Below are 18,570 nucleotides of genomic sequence, written 5' to 3'. Positions count from 1 at the left end.
CGAGTCAGGTCGTTGCCGTTCGAGCCGCGCTGATGTGGGTGAGAAACTGCGCTGTGCGCGCTTCCACGGGGTTCCGGATCACCTCACGGGGACTCCCCGACTCGACGACCGATCCCTTCTCCATGAAGTAGACGGTCGTCGCGACATCTTCGGCAAAGGTGATCTCGTGCGTTGCGACCACCATGGTCACGCCCTGGCGAGCGAGATCCGTGACGACATCGAGAACTTCACCAACAAGCTCGGGATCGAGAGCGGATGTCGGCTCATCGAGAAGCAGAACGTCAGGCCGTGTGGAGAGCGCACGCGCGATTGCGACGCGCTGCTGCTGCCCTCCCGACAGCTCGGATGGATACGCTCCGGCTTTCTCCGCCAGGCCGACCAGCGCTAGAAGCTCGTGGGCGCGAGCGCGGGCCGCTGCCCGAGTCTCGCCCAGCCCGCTCGTCGGCCCCTCCATCACGTTCTCTAGCGCCGTGCGATGAGCGAACAGGTCGAAATGCTGAAAGACCATTCCCGTCGATCGTCGCTGGCGAGCGAGGGTGCGCTGATTGCATTCGCGCAGATACCCGCGCTTGGTCGTATACCCCATAACGTGACCCGCTACCTGAACGACTCCCCCGGTGGGAGTCTCGAGATGGTTGATGCACCGAAGAAGCGTGCTCTTTCCCGAGCCCGACGGGCCGATCAGGGCGACGACCTCCCCACGCTTAACCTGGAGGGAAACTCCGCGCAGGGCCTCGACATGGCCATACGACTTGCGAACGTCGCGGGCGTGAATGATGGGATCCGATTCGCTCGTCTCGGCGAGCGTGGGCTGTGTAGCGGTCATGACGTCACCTCGTGGGGTTGATCCGAGTCAGCGATTAGCGGCTGCCGACGAGCGGAGCTCTTCTCCGTGCGCCGGGTGTAACCACGCGAATAGTGGTTCTCGATTCGTCGCTGCACCTGCGTGAGAATGACGACGATCACGAGGTACCAGATGCTCACGACGATCAGGAGAGGTATCTGCTGGAAGTTCTGCGAGTAAATCAACTGTGCTTCCGTCATGAGGTCGCCAGCACCGATGACGAAAACCATCGCCGTGTTCTTCACTTGGCTGATCAGTGAATTTCCGTACGCCGGCAGGATCACGCGAATCGCCTGCGGGAACACCACTCTGAAGAACGTCTTTGCCGGTGTGAGTCCGCAGGCGGCAGCCGCTTCACTCTGACCGCGAGGAACCGAGAGGATCCCTCCTCGGATGTACTCCGCGAGAAATGCTGCCTCGCCCAGGCTCAAGCCGAGCAGAGCCGCCGCGAACTGGGTGATCAGCAGGTTGGTGTCGAAGGTGACAAGATCTGGCCCAAAGGGAATTCCGATTGTGATCGTCGGAAGGATTGCGGCGAGGAAGTACCAGAACAGCAGCTGCACCATCGGAGGGATGCTGCGAAAGATCGTGATGTACGTGCGGGCGAACGCTCGAGGCGCCGGGTCTCGCGTAAGGGCCATGAGCGCCAGGACGACACCGAGCACTGTGGCGATTGCCATGGAGACGGCTGTCAGAACAAGCGTAGTCTGAAGCCCCTGGAGGATTCTCGGATCGAAGAGATAGGTGCCGACGGCGCCCCAATCCAGGCGCTCATTTGTCGCCGCTCCGACCACAAATGCAATCACAACCCAAAGGAGGATCACGAGTGTCAGGATCCGGCTCCAGCTGATGCGGCTCTTCGCCTTGATGGGCGGAAGCGGGGCGGCTTCATTCCGCCTCGCCCGCGCTGGCACGGCGAGGTTGGTGGTCATAGTCCCTTCCCATCGTTGATCGTGATCTCATCGGGGACGAGCGCGTCTTCAGACCACTTCTCGGCGATTTCGCTGTAGGCACCGCTCTCAAGAAGTCCTTCCCAAGCCGCTTTGAGCGCGTTCACGAGCTGCGGCTGGTCTTTCGCCACAGGCATGCCAAGTGGCGCGCTGTCTCCCTCGAGCTTTCCGATCAGCTCCATCTCGTCATCGTGCTGTGAAACCATGTATGGAGTGGCGGTCATCCCGTCGACGATGGCTTCGATCCGTCCGCTCAGGAGCGCTTGACGAGTCGCCCCGTCGTCCTGAAATGTCTCCAAGACGTACGGCTCTGTCCCGCTATCGGCGCAGGCATCCTTCTGATTGTCGAGTATCGAAAATTCATTTCCCCCACCGTTTACTCCGATCGTGTGCCCGCAGAGAGAATCGACGCTGGTTCCGATGCCGTTTGCTTCCCCCTTGCGCGTCACGACAACCGAGCCGGAGTTCGCATAATCGATGAAATCAACGACTTCGCGACGATCTGCCCGGTCGCTGACGTTGTACAACCCAGCGTCATAGCGGCCCGCAGCGATTCCACCGAGCAAGCTGTCGAACGGAACGACGACGAGCTTCACTGTGACGCCCAGCTCCTTCTCCAGGGCCTCGGCAATGTCGATGTTGAATCCGACGAGCTCACCGTCCTTGAGGAAGTGAGTGGGGACTGTATTTTCTCCTGTGGCAATGACGATCTGCCCGGCGTCCACAATGCGATCTGGCAGGCCTGTCGCGCCGGAGCTCGAATTCTGATCGGCGGCGTCTGCCGGATTGGGCACGACTGCGTTGCACGCGGCGAGCAGGCTCACGGCCGAGAATGCCACGGCGACTCCGAGCACCCCACGCCTGATGGTCTTGGGGAACTTCACTGTTTCCTCCTCTGTCGGTGACGGGTTCCTCAGTAGTGTTCCAAACGAACTGGTAGTGCACTAGACCTCACTTGACTAAGGTCTGTGTTAGCACCAGGCTAAGAGCACAGAAGAAATGGACGACATATGCCGATGGACACGAGTCGTATCGAGAACGTGGAGACTCTCGATCTCTCGGTCTTCGTCGAGATCGCCCGCTCCGGGAGCTTCGGGCGCGCAGCGCGAAAACTTCTCATCGCGACGCCGTCTGCGAGCACGCGGATCACGCGCCTCGAAGAAAAGCTCGGCTGTCAGCTCTTCGTCCGGACGCCGCGTGGATCGCAGCTGACCTCGGAAGGCCGCACGTTTCTCTCATACGCGCAGCGCACGCTGACAATTCTCGAAGAAGCGCATCATGCTGTGCTGTCTGACCAATCACGACGAGCCGTCGCAGCTGTTCCTGCAAGCCTCGGGTGGGTGATCTACCCGTGCATCCTTCGACTCTGGTCAACGATGAACATCACCGGCGACTGCCGTGTGGCACACAGCAAAGAGGTGATCGAGTTCATCCTCGATGGCACAGCATCCATTGGGCTGGTCATCAACACTCCCCTTCCCGCCAGCGTGACGGGGCATAAGGTCTGCCATTCTCCAATGCGCGCCGTTGTTTCTGCGCAGCATCCACTCGCCAATGCCCATGCCGCATCGCTGGATGAGGCCCGAGCATATGGGGTAGCCATCTACCGATGGGGCCCTGAGGCAGTCGCCCTTGCCGGCACCTTCGATGAGACGCCGCACACGGGTCAGAACGACGTTCATCTCATCGGGTTGCCATCGACGGTGCTGGACCTCGTCGAGACATCCAATATCGTCGGCATCGTCCCCGAGTTCGCGGCACGATCGGCGCTCCTGGACGGCCGAGCCGTCACGCTCCCCCTCCGGATGCCCGAATGGTCGCTTGAGGTCCAGCTCGTCCACCGACGTGAGGCAAGTGAGGACATCAGTGTGCGCACCCTGGCCGACAACATCGACGTGCTCGCCAGGGAGTTGACGCTGCCCGTCTCAGCCGGATGACGACACTGCTAAAGAGACACACGGATGCCCCGCGGACGACGATCCGCGGGGCACCTCAGGGCGTGATGGTTGTTCAGGAGGCTACGCGGCACCGTCGAAAAGACTTGTGACGGAGCCGTCTTCGAATACCTCGCGGATCGCGCGTGCGAGTAGTGGCGCGATCGACAGCACCTCGAGCTTCTCGAACTGCTGCTCTGCAGTCAACGGAAGCGTATCGGTGACGACGACCTTGTCGATGACAGACGACTGCAGAATCTCCGCCGCCGGGTTGCTGAACACCGCGTGGGTTGACGCCACGACGACGCCAGTGGCACCGTTCTCCTTTAGCGCCTCTGCAGCCTTGACAATCGTGCGACCGGTGTCGATGAGGTCGTCGACGAGGAGGCACACTCGACCCTTCACCTCACCGACGATCTCGTGAACCGACACCTGGTTGGGAACGAGTGGATCGCGACGTTTGTGGATAATCGCGAGCGGAGCTCCGAGCTTATCGCTCCAATTGTCCGCGACGCGCACGCGTCCCATATCGGGCGACACAACCGTCAGATTCTCGGAATCGAGTCTCTCTTTGAAGTACTCGAGCAGCACGGGCATGGCGAAGAGGTGGTCGACGGGACCGTCAAAGAATCCCTGAATCTGCGCAGCATGGAGATCGACAGACATGATGCGATCGGCGCCAGCCGTCTTGAACAGGTCGGCAACGAGACGTGCCGAGATCGGCTCCCGTCCGCGACCTTTCTTGTCTTGCCGTGCATACGGGTAGAACGGTGCGACGACAGTGATGCGCTTGGCTGACGCGCGCTTCAGCGCGTCGACCATAATGAGCTGCTCCATGAGCCACTCGTTGATGGGCGTGGAGTGCGATTGAATGACAAAGGCATCGCAGCCGCGCACGCTCTCGTCGTAGCGCGCGTAGATCTCGCCGTTTGCAAATGTGCGTGAGTCGGTCGGCACCAGTTCAGAGCCGAGTTCTGCGGCGATGCTTTCTGCGAGTGCCGGATGCGCCCGCCCGGAGACAAGCACCAACCTTTTCTGCCCCGAAGCTTTGATTCCTGACACAACCCCTGCTTTCTGTCGCTTTTCGACCTGCGGACTACTTTTCGGGTTCCGCGGCGGCCGCAGCGTCTGCGGCTGCCGTCCCGGGGCGGTTGGCTGTTGTCCAGCCGTCCATATTCCGTTGGGGTGCCACGCTGATGGCGAGTGACCCGGCAGGAACGTTCTTGCGCACAACAGTTCCGGCACCCGTATAGGCGCCGTCACCAATCGTAATCGGCGCGACGAAGACATTGTGTGATCCGGTGCGAACATGCGATCCGATCACCGAGGAGTGCTTGTTCACTCCGTCGTAATTGGCGAAGATCGTGCCAGCGCCGATATTTGCTCCTTCACCCACTGTCGCATCCCCCACATACGAGAGATGCGGCACCTTGCTTCCACCGCCGATGTTCGCATTCTTCGTTTCGACGAAGGCGCCGATCTTGCCGTTCTCCCCGAGGCTGGTTCCCGGGCGCAGGTACGAGAACGGGCCAACAGTAGCTCCCGCTGCGATCACGGCGAGAGTCGCATCGGTGCGTGTGACGACAGCATCCTCGCCGATTTCGCAGTCGACGAGTGTCGTGTCGGGGCCGATCTCTGCGCCCGCCGCGACAACGGTGGCTCCGAGAATCTGAGTGCCCGGCTTGATCGTGACGTCAGGCGCCAAAGACGCTTTGATGTCGATCCACGTCGACGACGGATCTTGCACGGTGACGCCCTCGCGCTGCCAACCGCGAATGATCAGAGTGTTCAAACGCGCAGCGGCCGCGCTCAGCTGAACGCGGTCGTTGACACCCTCGATCACCCACGGCTCCGACACCGACACGGCGGAAACCGATTCACCGGTCTCACGCAAATGCCCAACAACATCGGTGATGTACTTCTCCGCCTGCGCGTTGTCCGTCGTGAGCTTCGTCAACTCCCGCCGCAGCGCCGACGAAGCGAAGACGTAAACCCCAGCGTTGATCTCATTGACCGAGAGTTCCGCAACGGAGGCATCCTTCTGCTCAACGATGCGGTCGAGTGATCCGTCTTTTGCCCGGATGATGCGTCCGTATCCCGTGGCATCCTCGAGCATTGCCGAAAGCAAAGTCGCCGAGGCGACGGCCGCCCGGTGCTTTTCAACCAACTGCGTCAGCGTTCCTGAATCCAGCAGGGGCACATCGCCATTGATCACGAGTACATCACCGTCGAAGTCGCTCGGAAGCGCCTCGACCGCCTGCTCCACAGCGCGACCAGTGCCCGGCGTCTCATCTTGATCCACAACAAGGCTCGCGGCCAGCTCGCTCACCACGACCTCGGCGACACGGTCGCGCTCATGTCGCACGACGGTGACGACGTGCTCGGCATCCAGCGCCCGGGCAGTTGCGAGCACATGGCTGAGCATCGGAGCACCGGCAATGGGGTGCAGCAGCTTCGGCAACCGCGACTTCATTCGCGTCCCCTGACCAGCGGCGAGAATGACGACGGCCAGTTTTTTATCGCTCATGCTCCGCCTCCAGGACTCGAACCTAGACTTCACAGCTCCAAAGGCTGTCGTGCTGCCATTACACCAAGGCGGACCGCGCACTTGAAAGTGCACAGGTTCCAGTTTGCCAGATGTCACGGGGTGGTCGTGTCAGTGGGGCACACAGGATAATGGGCACATGGCAGATTCACACGACGAGGTCGACCGCATTGTGACGGCCTGGGAACGCGAGCGCCCCGACCTCACGTTCTCGCCCCTGCAGGTTCTCTCGCGTGTGGGGCGGCTTTCGCGGCATCTCGAGCGAGCGCGACGCGACGCGTTCACGCGGTCGAAACTGGAGTCCTGGGAGTTCGATGTGCTTTCTGCATTGAGGCGCGCAGGCGATCCCTTCACGTTGAGCCCGAAGCAGCTTCTGACACAGACTCTCGTGTCGAGTGGCACCATGACGAACCGCATCGACCGTCTGGTCACCCGAGGTCTCGTCGAGCGCAGAACAGATCCCAATGACGGGCGCGGAATTCTCGTCATCATGACACGGACGGGCCTTGCCCAAGTGGATGCCGCTATCACGCGGCTCGTCGATGCTGAGTCTGAGCTTCTCAGCACACTCAGCGCCGACGACCAGCACACCCTCGCGATGCTGCTGCGAAGGCTTCTGCTTGGATTCGACGAGGTGTGATCAGCGGCGCAGCACCGTGCGTGCGAGCGTGTTGCCAAAGTATTGAACGACCTGCACAATGATCACGATCACGATCACGGCAGACCAGGTGACAACGGGCTCGAACTGTCTGAAGCCCCATTGAATGGCGAAGGAACCCAGTCCGCCTCCGCCCAGGTAGCCGGCGAGAGCCGACATCTCAACGATCGCCACGAAGATGAATGTGTAACCGAGAATCAAGGGGCCCAGCGCTTCCGGGAGCACAACCGACCAAATGGTGCGCAGTCGACTCGCCCCCGACGCCCGTGATGCTTCGAGCACGCCGTGTGGCACCGTCACGAGGTTTTGCTCGACGATCCGGCTGATGCCGAAAATCGCCGCGAGCGAGATCGCCATGATCATCGCGTTGTTGCCAATCCCGGTTCCAATCACGGGACGAATCAATGGTTGCATCGCAGGAACGAAGATAATGAACGGAATGGGCCTGAAGAAGTTCACGATCACGTTCAGCACCGTGAAGACGCCCCGATTCGCGTAGATGCCGCCGCGGCGGGTCACGTAGAGGGCGAGTCCCAGAATGAGTCCCCCGATACCGCCGAAGACCAGGCTGATCGAGACAAGATAGAGAGTCTCACCCGTCGCCTCGAGCAGTGTGGGCAGAAGGTCGATGATCTGATCCATCAGGCGGCCTCCACCACGTCGATCGTCGCTCCGATGGTGCGGAGGGCGCCGTCGATTGCCGCGTTGTCGCCCCGAAGCGCGAGCGTGAGATGGCCGAAAGCTCTCCCCCGAATGTCGTTGATTCCGCCATACACGAGCTCGAACTCGACATTCGCGCGGGCGAGCTCGACAAAAACGTCAGACTGCGAACGGTCCCCATCTCGAAACGAGAACGTCACAATGCGTCCGTCGTGGCGTGAGCGCAGCGTCGTCACCTCGTACGGCTCCGGAATTCCTTTCACGACTGTTGAGACGAATCGACGAGAGGCCGGATGCTGTGGATTGCTGAACACGTCGAACACCCCGCCCTTCTCGATGATGCGTCCCTGCTCCATGACGGCGACGCGGCTTGCAATCGATCTGATGACGTCCATCTCGTGGGTGATGACAACGATCGTGATGCCGAGTTCCCGGTTGACCCGGTCGAGAAGACCGAGCACCTCGTGCGTGGTCTCGGGATCCAGCGCGCTTGTCGCTTCATCGGCGAGGAGGATGCGTGGATTCGTGGCGAGAGCACGTGCGATGCCGACTCGCTGCTTCTGGCCTCCCGAGAGTTGATCAGGGTAACTGCGCCCTTTGTCGGAGAGCCCGACGAAGTCGAGAAGTTCGGCGACACGCCGAGCGCGTTCTGCACGCGGCATCCCGGCAATAACAAGTGGGTACGCGATGTTCTTCGCGACAGACTTGGAGTTGAACAGGTTGAACTGCTGAAAGATCATGCCGATCTCGAGCCGCATCGTGCGCAGATCGCGTTCCCCAAGCCCGGTGATGTCGGTGCCGTCCACCTCGACTGTTCCACGTGTCACCGGCTCGAGGGCGTTGATCAAGCGTACGAGCGTCGACTTGCCTGCGCCCGAATAACCGATGATCCCGAACACCTCGCCCTGCTCGATATCGAGACTCACGTTGTCGATGGCGTTGACGACCTCACCCTTCTCTGTCGGTGAGGGGTACGATTTCGTCACATCTCTGAGGCTGACGATGGGCACGATGGCGTCCTTACGATTTCACAGCGATCCGGCGGGAGCCTGTGGCGCCCGCCGGATCATTCTGGTGCTGGGGTTGAGGCTCAGCCCTGATCCTTGATATCGGCGACGACCTCGTCGAGTGAGGCCTGCAGATCTTTCGCCGACGTGTCGACGAACTGGGCGGTGCCGCCGGCCGTCTTCTGCACACCATCGAGAACATCTTGGCTGTTGTGGTAAATCTCCACGAGCTTGTTGTAGACCTCGTTGTCGGCGTCTTCGGCCTTCGTCACGAAGATGTTGATGTAGGGAACCGCGTTGGGATCGGCCGGGTCGTCCTGTGCGATGGCGTCTGAAGCCTTCAGTCCCGAGTCTTCGATGAAGTCGTTGTTGATGATCGCCGCCGCCACGTCGGGAAGCGACGTCGGTGTGAGGCTCGCCTCAAGCGCCGTCACTTTCACGCGGGACGCTGACTCATCGACGTCGGCGACTGTCGAAAAGACGCTTCCGCCGCCCTTCAGCTCGATGAGACCGGCAGACTGCAGCACGAGGAGGCCTCGTGCCTGGTTCGACTCGTCATTCGGCACGGCGACTTCAGCGCCGTCAGGGATGTCTTCGACCGAGTCGTACTGCGTCGAGTACAGGCCCAGCGGGTAGATCGCTGTTGCGCCAATCGGCGTGAGGTCGTCACCGGATGCTTCGTTGTACTGCGCGAGGTAGATCACGTGCTGAAACTGATTGATGTCGATGTCGCCCTCGGAGAGCGCGGGGTTCGGCTGAGTGTACTCACCGAAGTCGACGATCTCGACGGTTATGCCCTCGTCTGCAGCTGCTTGCGTGTAGGTCTCCCAGTAGGGGTCGCTTGCGCCGACAACGCCGATCTTCACTGGATTATCTGCTGTGCCCTTCTCTGCGGATGCCTCTGCACCTGTACTTGAGCATGCGGCAAGAGTGGCAATCAGAGGCAGTGCGGCGAGCGCTGCGAAGATCTTCTTTTTCGACACGGGGAGTCCTTTGCTTGAAGGGAATGCTTCAACAGTAAGCAGGGTCTCTGCGCGCACGAAGTCGGGCTGTAACAGAGTGAAATGAAGCTTCTTCGCCCGCGAAACACAAATTCTCATGTCAGTTTGGTCACAGACCTCGTTTTACCAGCTTGTCTGCACTAGGTTGAGAATCGCAGTAGTTGTGTACGCAGTGATTTTTTGCGCACGTGCCGTCGAAGGGTGGCGGTCAGTGCACTTGAGGGAGCGGACAGAAACACGGCAATGGCGCACCCCGACAGTCGGGGTCCGCAAACTCAAGGAGTAACACCAATGGCAACCGGCACCGTCAAGTGGTTCAACGCCGAAAAGGGCTTTGGATTCATCACACCCGCCGACGGCTCGTCTGACGTCTTCGCGCACTACTCGGCAATCGCAACGAGCGGCTACCGTACGCTCAACGAGAACCAGCAGGTCGAGTACGACGTGGCTCAGGGCCCCAAGGGTCTGCAGGCGGAGAACATTCGCCCGCTCGACTGAGCACTGAACACCGCGAAAGCCCCATGGACACAGTCCGTGGGGCTTTCGCCGTTAAATCGATGAGCAGGCCTCGTCATTGACAAGACGCAGCTACGAAATCGAGTAGTTCTCAATTCAAGAGTGCGCGGTCATCGAACGTAGCACCCTTGATTTTCGAGAACTCAGCGAGTAGCAGCGGCACCGTCAGTTTCTTCTTCTCGTCGGCGGATGCTTCATACACGATGCGCCCCTCGTGCATCATGATGAGCCGGTTTCCAAGCGACAACGCTTGCTCCATGTTGTGCGTCACCATGAGCGTGGTCAGCTTGTCCTGCGTAACGATGCGCTCAGTGAGTCCTGCGACGAGCGCGGCACGCTGCGGGTCTAGTGCAGCGGTGTGCTCGTCGAGTAGCAGAATTCGAGGACTCGTGAATCCAGCCATGAGCAGCGAGAGTGCCTGCCGCTGACCGCCAGAGAGCAACCCGACCTTCGCAGAGAGTCGGTCCTCGAGACCGAGTTCCAGCGTGCGCAGTTCTGTGCGAAAGTGCTCCCGCTGCTGTGCACCGAGAGCGATCCCGAGCCCTCGACGCTTGCCGCGTCGAACGGCGAGGGCGAGGTTCTGCTCAATAGTGAGGTTCGGAGCGGTTCCCGCCATCGGGTCTTGGAACACCCGGCCGACATAGCGTGCTCGCTGGTGCTCCTTGAGTCGGTTCACATTTTTCTCGTCGATCGTGATCGAACCTGCATCCACCGTGTAGCGGCCGGAGACGGCGTTCAGAAGAGTCGATTTTCCGGCGCCGTTTGACCCGATCACCGTCACGAAATCGCCCTCGTTGAGCCGGAGGCTCACGTCGGCAAGAGCACGACGTTCGTTGACGCTTCCGGGAAAGAAGGTCTTTGTCAGTGAATCAATGTCGAGCATGGCTCCTACTTTCCGTCGCTCGATGTAGAAGCTGTCGTCACTCCGGCTGGCTCTCCGGGGTGGCTGACGGAGGGGGCCGCGCCATCGCCGGGAGCGGCATCCCGCGGCGGAACGCGCCCACCGCGTCCGCGCAGTGACGGGATGCGTTTGAGAAATCCCCATCTCGGCAAAAGCAGAGCGAGCACCACGAGCGCCGCCGTGACGAGCTTCATGTCGTTCGGGTCGAGTCCCACCCGCATGGCATAGAAGATGATGAGGCGGTAGAGCACTGCCCCGAAGACGACGGCGAACGTCGAGACCCAGATGAACCGCTGCCCGAGCACCGCCTGCCCCAGAATCACCGACGCGAGTCCAACGAGAATCAGACCAATGCCCATGCTGATGTCTGCAAAGCCCTGATACTGAGCGACGAGCGCGCCGCATATGGCGACGAGAGCGTTCGAGAGCGCAAGAGTGAGAATCGTCGTGCCATCCGTTGACACACCGAAGCTGCGAATCATGGGGCCGTTGTCGCCGGTCGCTTGAATTGCCAGCCCGAGATTCGTCGAGAGAAACCAGTCGACAATGAGCTTCATCACCATGACGGCGACGAAGAGGATGCCGACTCCGACCCATGTGCGCAGGATCTCGGCGTCTTTCATCGGCGTGAACACGGATTCTGCACGCAGCAGCGGCAGGTTCGCCGCCACGGTCGCGCCTTCCTTCGCCGTACCCATGATGCGAAGATTAACCGACCAGAGCGCGATCATGGTGAGAATTCCCGCGAGCAGGCCGTCAATGCGCCCCTTCGTATGCAGTATGCCCGTAATGGCACCGGCCACGAGCCCGGCGGCGCCACCAGCAAGGGTGGCGACCACGGGGTTCATGCCGTTGGTGATCATCGCGGCGGCAACTGCGGCGCCGGTCGTGAAACTCCCGTCAACCGTCAGGTCGGGAAAGTTGAGCACACGGAACGTGAGATACACCCCCAGCGCCATAACGCCGTAGATGATCCCGATTTCGAGAGCGCCGATCATGCGGAGTACCTCTTCTGGGAACGGGTGCTATTCGACGGTCTCTGCCTTGTCGAGAATTTCTTGGGGAATGGTGGCACCCATGCGCTCGGCAGCGCCCGGATTCACGACATATGTGAAGTCCTTCGAGATTTCAACGGGCATGGTCGCCGGATCGGCATCCTCCGTGAGAATCTTGAGGGCCATCTCGCCTGTCTGCTGCCCGAGCTTCGTGTAGTCGATGCCGAGCGTCGCAATCGCACCGCCCTCGACGGTTCCCGACTCGGCGCCGATCACGGGAATCTGCTTTTTCTCGGCCACCTGAATGAGCGACGCGATTCCCGAGACGACTGTGTTGTCTGTCGGAACGTAAATGGCGTCAACGTCACCGAGCGCTTCAACGGCCTGCGCGATGTCGTTTGCCGTGGTTACGGTCTGTGTCGAGATGGTCAGGTCGCGCTCACCTGCGGCTTCCTTCGCCGCTTTCACCTGAACCTCCGAGTTGACCTCGCCAGAGCTGTAAACAATGCCGACGTCTTTCGCGTCGGGCGCGATCTGCTTCAGCAGGTCGAGCTGGTCGCCAATCGGGGCCGCATCACTCGTTCCCGTGATGTTGCTACCCGGCTTCTCGTTCGACTCGACAAGTTCTGCGGATTCGGCATCCGTGACGGCAGTGAAGAGCACGGGAATGTCGGCGATAGCCTGTGCTGCGGCCTGCGCCGCTGGCGTCGCCACGGCGAGCACCATGTCGAGATCCTGCGTTGCGAAGTTCTGGGCGATCGTGACGGCCGTCGACTGCTCACCGTTGGCGTTCTGCACGTCGAACTCGATCGTTTCACCCTCAACGTAACCTGCGTCGATGAATGCCTGTTTGAAACCTTCGGTCGCTGCGTCAAGAGCGGGATGCTGCACGAGCTGACTGATGCCGATCGTCAGCTTCTCTTTGCCGCCGCCATCTTCGCCGCCTGACTGGTCACCGCTGCACCCGGCTAGCGCGAGTGCGCCAACGGTGGCAACGGCGAGCCCCATCATCGCCCTGGTCTTTTTCATTGAGGTTCTCCTTTGACGCCCGAGAGGAAAGCACGTCTCTCGAGGGTACCGGGAGAATGGGCGGCGAACGCACAATCGTTGTGCCGAACGACTGAATTCACCGCACTTCCTACTCCAGCAGTTCCGAGAGCTCGAGCCAGCGCGTCTCGAGTTCACCAACCTCGGCTTCTATGCCCTGCAACGTCGCAGTGAGTGATCCGAGGCCTTCGTAGTCGCCTTGGTCGTGATCGGCAAGCTGCTGGTGCACCCGCGAGATCTGCTTCTGCAGCTTTGCGATCTTGCGATCGACGGCAGAGAGCTCCTTCTCTGCCATACGCCGGTCTGCGCCGCCCAGTCCGTCGCTGGACTGCACTGCCGACGTCGACGACGTCGGCATCGTCGCGTCACCGGCATCCGCCTTCTGCCTGCCTCTCAACCGCAGAAACTCTTCGACGCCGCCGGGCAGGTGCCGAAGGTGGCCGTTCATGACGGCATACTGCTGATCGGTGACGCGCTCGACGAGGTAGCGATCGTGAGATACGACAATGAGTGTTCCCGGCCAAGAGTCGAGAAGATCTTCGATCGCGGTGAGCATGTCGGTATCGAGGTCGTTCGTCGGCTCATCCAGAATGAGCACATTTGGCTCGTCGAGCAAAATGAGCAGCAGCTGAAGCCGCCGTTTCTGCCCGCCCGAGAGATCCTTGATAGGAGTTGACAACTGCGCGCTCGAGAACCCGAGCCGCTCGAGCAACTGCCCGGGAGTGAGCTCTTTGCCACCGGCGACGTAGCCCGATTTGAGGCGGCCGATAACGGTGCGCACTCGCTCGTGCGCCACGTCATCCAGCTCGTCGAGCTGCTGAGTGAGACTCGCGATGCGCACGGTCTTTCCCCGCTTCACGCGACCGCTTGTTGGCTGTACCTCGCCCGTCACCAACCCGAGCAGCGTCGATTTGCCCGCACCGTTGATGCCGAGGATGCCGGTGCGCTCCCCTGGCGCGATACGCCACTCCACCTGATTCAACACCGTGCGGTCCCCATACGAAACACCGACGTCGATGAGGTCGACGACGTCTTTCCCCAGCCGCGATGTCGCCAGCTGCGTCAGTGCCACCGTGTTGCGCGGAGGTGGTTCGTTTTCAATAAGCTCATTTGCCGCGTCAATGCGAAACTTAGGCTTAGACGTACGCGCGGGCGGCCCCCGGCGCAGCCACGCGAGCTCTTTGCGCATGAGGTTCTGGCGCTTTTCTTCGACGACGGCAGCCATGCGGTCTCGCTCGACGCGCTGCAGAATATACGCGGCGTATCCGCCTTCAAACGGTTCGACGATGCGGTCGTGAACCTCCCACGTTGCCGTGCACACCTCGTCGAGAAACCAACGGTCGTGCGTCACGACGATGAGGCCGCCGCTTGACGCTCCCCAGCGACGCTTCAAGTGGTCCGCGAGCCAGGCGATTCCTTCGACATCGAGGTGGTTTGTCGGCTCATCGAGAAATAACACGTCCCAGTCGCCGGCGAGCAGCGCCGCCAGCGCCACACGGCGCCTCTGACCTCCCGAAAGCGACCCGACTGGCGCCTGCCACGGGATGTCGCGAGCGAGCCCCGTGATGATGTCTCGGGTGCGCGCATCGCCCGCCCACTCGTGCTCGGCCATGCTGCCGACGATGGTTTCGGCGACAGTCGCGTTGTCGTCGATCACGTCACGTTGGTCGAGCACACCGATCGTCGTGCCGCGGCGCATCGTCACTCGACCGCCATCGGGCTCGAGTCGCCCGGCCAGCAGGGCGAGGAGCGTCGACTTGCCGTCACCGTTGCGACCGACAATTCCCACGCGATCGCCCTCGTTGAGGCCGACTGTCACCGAGTCGAACACGACACGGGTAGGAAACTCGAGGTGAAGAGCTTCCCCACCGAGTAGGTGCGCCATCAGACCTCCATCACTCGAGCACCAGCAACGGGGCCCGTCACGTGCTTTGCCACAATTCCGGATGCTGAGAGGCTCACTTGCACGTCAATTGCAGCCTCGGCACTTGCAGCAAGGAGGGCGATCGTCGGCCCGGAACCCGAAACGATTCCTGCAAGCGCCCCGCTGGAGTCGCCCACCTCGAGGGTGCGCGTGAGCTCCGGGCGAATATGCAGTGCAGCCACCTGAAGATCGTTGTGCAAAACGTCGGCAAGCAGATGCGCGTCGCCCGCTCGAATTGCCTGCAGCACGCCCGTGTCTACTGTGGGTGTGTCATCGATCGGGGCAATGTCGGCGGCGTGCTTCGCGCGGTGGTCGTCGAGCTCGCCGTACACTTCCGGGGTCGACATGCCCGTATCAGAGAGCGCCAGAACCCAGTGAAACGTTCCCTTGGCGAGCGCGGGGCTGAGACGATCGCCTCTGCCTGTGCCGATCGCTGTGCCACCGACGAGCGAGAACGGAACATCAGCCCCAAGCCTCGCCGCAAGCCTCAGCAGCTCGTCGCGGCCCACGTCGGTCTGCCAGAGCGAGTCGCACGCGAGCAGCGCGGCCGCGGCATCCGCCGACCCGCCTCCCATACCCCCGGCGATCGGCACGTGCTTCTCGATCTGCAGGTGCACACCGCCGTCGTAGCCGGCCTTCTTCGCCAGCATCCGTGCCGCCTTGATCGCGAGGTTCGTGCGATCGACGGGCAGCTCACGCGTGTCGATGGGACCGCTGAACGCCACGGAGAAGCCGTCGGATGGAAAGGCACGAACGTCTTCGAAGAGCGACACTGCCTGGTAGGCCGTTGCGACGTCGTGATAGCCGTCGTCCGTGCGCTGGCCGACATTCATGTAGACGTTGATCTTGCCGGGGGCGCGCACGTGGACGTGGGGGACGTCGTGCAGATCGCTCATGGTTCCAACCTAGTGGAGGCAGCCTGGCCCGCATATTTCACCGTCAGGCCCGCCATCGTCACAGTCCGTCATATCTGCCCCGGCCCGAGCGAGGTTCCGAAGAATGGTTTCAGCGCACTCGCTACGAAGACGGCACGTTCCGCGAGCAGCTCTTCGGACAGGGAAATGCCCGGTTGCCGGCCGAGCATCCGGGTGCGCGCTATCGCGACGGCGCGAATCTCACGCGCTCGGCAGCCACCTTCGCATGAGCTCTTTTGCCTCGGCAAGCTCGTCTGCTGAGGCCAGTTTCGGCATCGTGAGTGCGACGCGCGTCTTCTCCCCCGTCGGGTAAACGCCGGCGACAACGGTACGGCCGTCCGAGAGCTTCCAGCGCGCGCTCGCATTCTTCGCCGAGGAGTTGACGGATGCCGGCTCGCACCCGGCCGCAGCGGTCACCGCATCGACGAGTGCGGCTAATGCCGAGTCACGTGATGTTTCGAGCGTGCGACTGACACTCGCCTCAAAGCTGCCATCGGCGCGCTGCCCCGGCTGGCGGCGGCCGATGTGCTGCTCAAAACCGACGGTGTTGCCCTGAGCCCACCAGCCGTCGACCGCGTGCTCGTCGACGAGCCATGCGGCGATCGTCGTGTGGTCCCACTCGTGAGCACCCGCCTCGGCGAGCGCTTCGTTCCACGCGGTTCGAGAGCGCCCGGTTGCGCGCTCGAGTGCTTCGCTTCCAACGGAGTCGCTATGCGCTGCAGTGGGCTTCGTCATAGCTCCAGTGTGCCCGGAAGCGGCTCGGTCGTCCAGCATCGGCGCGACGTCTGTCTGAACGTGCACGCATTCGGAGATTCGCGTGCGAACCCGGCGTGTTGCGCCGGACACGCCGGGTTCGAGCCGTGATCTCCGAATGGATGAACCAGACTCACGTGCTACACCACGCGAGCGACGCGCAGAAAGTCGTGCACCGTGAGCATCTCTCCACGACTCGTCGGGTCAACTCCCGCACGTTCAAGCACGGCGGATGCTGTGGCAGTGTTGCCAAGCACTGAGCCCAGTGACTGCCGCAACATTTTGCGGCGCTGCATGAATGCGGCATCCACTAGTCTGAACGTCTGCGCACGCTCCGCTTCCGTTCCGAAAGGCTCGTCGTAGCGCGCGAACTCCACGAGCACGCTGTCAACGTTCGGAACGGGCCAGAACACCTGCCTGCTCACGGTTCCCGCAGTTCGCCACGTGCCGTACCAGGCAGCCTTGACGCTCGGGCTGCCGTACACCTTCGACCCTGGTTCGGCGGCGAGACGATACCCGACTTCGGCTTGCACCATCACCACGCCTGCAGCGAGGCTCGGTACCGTTTGCATCAGGTGCAGAAGCACGGGAACCGAGATGTTGTACGGCAAGTTGGCGACGAGACGCGTCGGCTCTCCCGGCAGTTCGCTCACGCGCATGGCGTCTTCGGCGAGCACGGTCAGCTCGGTGCCCGGGGCCATCTGGTCGACAGTGTGCGGCAGCTGCTCGGCGAGGCGCTTGTCGATCTCGATCGCGAGAACCTGCGCTCCCGCTTCGAGCAGTCCGAGCGTGAGCGAACCGAGCCCCGGGCCCACCTCGATCACGTGGTCGCCCGACTGCACATGCGCCACCTGGACGATCTTGCGCACCGTATTGGCGTCGACGACGAAGTTCTGGCCCAGCTTCTTGGTGGGCTGTACGCCGAGAAGCTGGGCAAGGTCGCGAATCTCCGCGGGGCCGAGCAGCGTCACGTCGCTCATTGAGGACCCGCCGCATACGGGTCGCCGGGTGCGGTAACCGGGTCGGTGTCCCACCGGCCGTACACGTACTCGGTGTTTGAGAGGATCTGCGCCGCAAGCATTGTCACGTCGGTGTCGAGGTGGCTGGCGATGAATCGAACCGTGTGCGGCAGCAGGTATGAGGCGTTCGGGCGGCCGCGGTACGGCATCGGGGTGAGAAACGGCGCATCCGTCTCGACCAGCACGAGTGCGCGCGGAGCAACGTCAAGAGCACGGCGCAGATTTCCGGCGTTTTTGAACGTCGCCGTTCCGGCGAACGACATGTACCAGCCGTTCTCGGTGCAGATCTCGGCGAGCTCAGCGTCTCCAGAGAAGCAGTGGAAGACTGTGCGTTCCGGCGCCCCGACCCGCTTCAGCGTCGCCACGACGTCATCGTGCGCGTCGCGGTCGTGAATCTGCAGCGCCAGGTCGTTCTGCTTGGCGATCTCAATGTGCGCCTCGAACGAGCGCAGTTGCGCAGCGCGTCCGTCTTCTTCTGTGCGGTAGTAATCGAGTCCGGTCTCGCCGATGCAGCGCACCCGGGGCCGGGTCGCCAGCTCCGCGATCACTGCAAGACCGTCATCGAGAGTTCCGGCAGCATGAAGCGCCGGCGCCTCGTTCGGGTGAATCGCGACGGCCGCCAGCATCCGGGGTTCAATGGATGCCGCTTCGGCAGACCACTGCGACGACGCAACGTCAGTTCCCACCTGAAGGATCCCCCGCACCCCAGCGGCCGAGGCCCGGTCAAGCTGCTCGGCTGGGCTCAGGGAGTCGCCGTCGACGGGAAAGTCATCGATGATGGACGGGTCGATGTGCGTGTGGTTGTCGTAGACGGGAACGACGAGCTCCTCAGGCACAGGCGGATAGCTCCGGTCACGGTGCTTCTTCGCCGAGCGGCCACTCATCTCTGCTCCGTTCGTTGC

The 18,570-nt window shown here is 61.9% G+C and carries 19 protein-coding genes and 1 tRNA gene; 3 read left to right on the top strand and 17 right to left on the bottom strand.

The window, feature by feature from the left end; all coding sequences use genetic code 11:
* Window positions 1-4 precede the first annotated feature (4 nt).
* From HCR76_RS05380 to HCR76_RS05370, 3 genes are read right to left on the bottom strand one after another with little or no spacing between them, the layout of a single operon-like run.
* Window positions 5-826: an amino acid ABC transporter ATP-binding protein gene (locus tag HCR76_RS05380; RefSeq protein WP_166988922.1), complete on the bottom strand. Its 822-nt coding sequence runs from the start codon at window positions 824-826 to the stop codon at window positions 5-7.
* Window positions 823-1,776 (bottom strand): amino acid ABC transporter permease, encoded by a 954-nt coding sequence (locus HCR76_RS05375; protein ID WP_166988920.1) that lies wholly within the window; start codon window positions 1,774-1,776, stop codon window positions 823-825. Before HCR76_RS05375 ends, HCR76_RS05380 begins: the two co-directional genes overlap by 4 nt.
* On the bottom strand, window positions 1,773-2,678 hold the full coding sequence (locus HCR76_RS05370) for an ABC transporter substrate-binding protein (protein WP_166988918.1): 906 nt from the start codon (window positions 2,676-2,678) through the stop codon (window positions 1,773-1,775). Before HCR76_RS05370 ends, HCR76_RS05375 begins: the two co-directional genes overlap by 4 nt.
* 126 nt (window positions 2,679-2,804) lie before the next feature.
* Here HCR76_RS05370 and HCR76_RS05365 point away from each other — a divergent pair, with 126 nt between their 5' ends.
* Window positions 2,805-3,731 carry a LysR family transcriptional regulator gene (locus HCR76_RS05365; RefSeq protein ID WP_198248150.1) on the top strand — a complete coding sequence of 309 codons (927 nt, stop codon included), beginning with the start codon at window positions 2,805-2,807 and terminating at the stop codon, window positions 3,729-3,731.
* A gap of 81 nt (window positions 3,732-3,812) precedes the next feature.
* Here HCR76_RS05365 and HCR76_RS05360 read toward each other — a convergent pair whose 3' ends face one another.
* The 3 genes from HCR76_RS05360 to HCR76_RS05350 all read right to left on the bottom strand — a co-directional run bounded on the left by HCR76_RS05360 (window position 3,813) and on the right by HCR76_RS05350 (window position 6,328).
* The gene (locus HCR76_RS05360) at window positions 3,813-4,790 is read right to left on the bottom strand and encodes a ribose-phosphate diphosphokinase (RefSeq protein ID WP_166988914.1); all 978 of its coding nucleotides are present in this window, start codon (window positions 4,788-4,790) and stop codon (window positions 3,813-3,815) included.
* A 34-nt stretch (window positions 4,791-4,824) separates the two neighbouring features.
* The gene (gene glmU, locus HCR76_RS05355; protein ID WP_166988912.1) at window positions 4,825-6,255 is read right to left on the bottom strand and encodes a bifunctional UDP-N-acetylglucosamine diphosphorylase/glucosamine-1-phosphate N-acetyltransferase GlmU; all 1,431 of its coding nucleotides are present in this window, start codon (window positions 6,253-6,255) and stop codon (window positions 4,825-4,827) included.
* Window position 6,256: 1 nt separating this feature from the next.
* Window positions 6,257-6,328 (bottom strand) — tRNA-Gln (locus HCR76_RS05350).
* Window positions 6,329-6,412: 84 nt separating this feature from the next.
* Here HCR76_RS05350 and HCR76_RS05345 point away from each other — a divergent pair.
* On the top strand, window positions 6,413-6,913 hold the full coding sequence (locus tag HCR76_RS05345) for a MarR family winged helix-turn-helix transcriptional regulator (RefSeq protein ID WP_166988910.1): 501 nt from the start codon (window positions 6,413-6,415) through the stop codon (window positions 6,911-6,913).
* Here the strand turns inward: HCR76_RS05345 and HCR76_RS05340 are convergent, their stop codons facing one another.
* From HCR76_RS05340 to HCR76_RS05330, 3 genes are all read right to left on the bottom strand, one after another.
* On the bottom strand, window positions 6,914-7,573 hold the full coding sequence (locus HCR76_RS05340; protein WP_166988908.1) for a methionine ABC transporter permease: 660 nt from the start codon (window positions 7,571-7,573) through the stop codon (window positions 6,914-6,916).
* Window positions 7,573-8,601 (bottom strand): methionine ABC transporter ATP-binding protein, encoded by a 1,029-nt coding sequence (locus tag HCR76_RS05335; protein ID WP_166988906.1) that lies wholly within the window; start codon window positions 8,599-8,601, stop codon window positions 7,573-7,575. The genes HCR76_RS05340 and HCR76_RS05335 overlap by 1 nt, the downstream gene beginning before the upstream one ends.
* Window positions 8,602-8,681: 80 nt before the next feature.
* Entirely contained in the window at window positions 8,682-9,581 is a 900-nt protein-coding gene (locus HCR76_RS05330) for a MetQ/NlpA family ABC transporter substrate-binding protein (protein WP_235933969.1), read from the bottom strand.
* Between the two features lie 309 nt (window positions 9,582-9,890).
* Here HCR76_RS05330 and HCR76_RS05325 point away from each other — a divergent pair, with 309 nt between their 5' ends.
* Window positions 9,891-10,097, top strand: a complete 207-nt coding sequence (locus HCR76_RS05325; RefSeq protein ID WP_166984301.1) for a cold-shock protein — start codon at window positions 9,891-9,893, stop codon at window positions 10,095-10,097.
* 109 nt (window positions 10,098-10,206) lie between these two features.
* On the opposite strand, the gene HCR76_RS05320 is transcribed toward HCR76_RS05325, so the two are convergent.
* From HCR76_RS05320 to HCR76_RS05285, 8 genes are all read right to left on the bottom strand, one after another.
* Entirely contained in the window at window positions 10,207-10,998 is a 792-nt protein-coding gene (locus HCR76_RS05320) for an ABC transporter ATP-binding protein (protein WP_166988902.1), read from the bottom strand.
* A 5-nt stretch (window positions 10,999-11,003) separates the two neighbouring features.
* On the bottom strand, window positions 11,004-12,014 hold the full coding sequence (locus tag HCR76_RS05315) for an ABC transporter permease (RefSeq protein WP_166988900.1): 1,011 nt from the start codon (window positions 12,012-12,014) through the stop codon (window positions 11,004-11,006).
* A gap of 27 nt (window positions 12,015-12,041) precedes the next feature.
* Window positions 12,042-13,040 carry an ABC transporter substrate-binding protein gene (locus HCR76_RS05310; RefSeq protein ID WP_166988898.1) on the bottom strand — a complete coding sequence of 333 codons (999 nt, stop codon included), beginning with the start codon at window positions 13,038-13,040 and terminating at the stop codon, window positions 12,042-12,044.
* Window positions 13,041-13,149: 109 nt separating this feature from the next.
* Window positions 13,150-14,943, bottom strand: coding sequence for an ABC-F family ATP-binding cassette domain-containing protein (locus tag HCR76_RS05305; protein WP_166988896.1), 1,794 nt, complete (start codon window positions 14,941-14,943; stop codon window positions 13,150-13,152).
* Window positions 14,943-15,878 carry a 4-(cytidine 5'-diphospho)-2-C-methyl-D-erythritol kinase gene (locus HCR76_RS05300; RefSeq protein WP_166988894.1) on the bottom strand — a complete coding sequence of 312 codons (936 nt, stop codon included), beginning with the start codon at window positions 15,876-15,878 and terminating at the stop codon, window positions 14,943-14,945. The genes HCR76_RS05305 and HCR76_RS05300 overlap by 1 nt, the downstream gene beginning before the upstream one ends.
* Before the next feature lie 219 nt (window positions 15,879-16,097).
* Window positions 16,098-16,631 carry a hypothetical protein gene (locus tag HCR76_RS05295; RefSeq protein WP_166988892.1) on the bottom strand — a complete coding sequence of 178 codons (534 nt, stop codon included), beginning with the start codon at window positions 16,629-16,631 and terminating at the stop codon, window positions 16,098-16,100.
* A gap of 158 nt (window positions 16,632-16,789) precedes the next feature.
* Window positions 16,790-17,629 carry a 16S rRNA (adenine(1518)-N(6)/adenine(1519)-N(6))-dimethyltransferase RsmA gene (rsmA, locus tag HCR76_RS05290; protein WP_166988890.1) on the bottom strand — a complete coding sequence of 280 codons (840 nt, stop codon included), beginning with the start codon at window positions 17,627-17,629 and terminating at the stop codon, window positions 16,790-16,792.
* Window positions 17,626-18,552: a TatD family hydrolase gene (locus HCR76_RS05285; protein ID WP_166988888.1), complete on the bottom strand. Its 927-nt coding sequence runs from the start codon at window positions 18,550-18,552 to the stop codon at window positions 17,626-17,628. Before HCR76_RS05285 ends, rsmA begins: the two co-directional genes overlap by 4 nt.
* Between the last annotated feature and the right edge of the window lie 18 nt (window positions 18,553-18,570).

The sequence above is a fragment of the Paramicrobacterium chengjingii genome (assembly GCF_011751765.2).
GTDB classification, from domain to species: domain Bacteria; phylum Actinomycetota; class Actinomycetes; order Actinomycetales; family Microbacteriaceae; genus Paramicrobacterium; species Paramicrobacterium chengjingii.
Note: the sequence above shows the minus strand (reverse complement) of the source record. Positions and strands in the feature narration are given on the sequence as shown.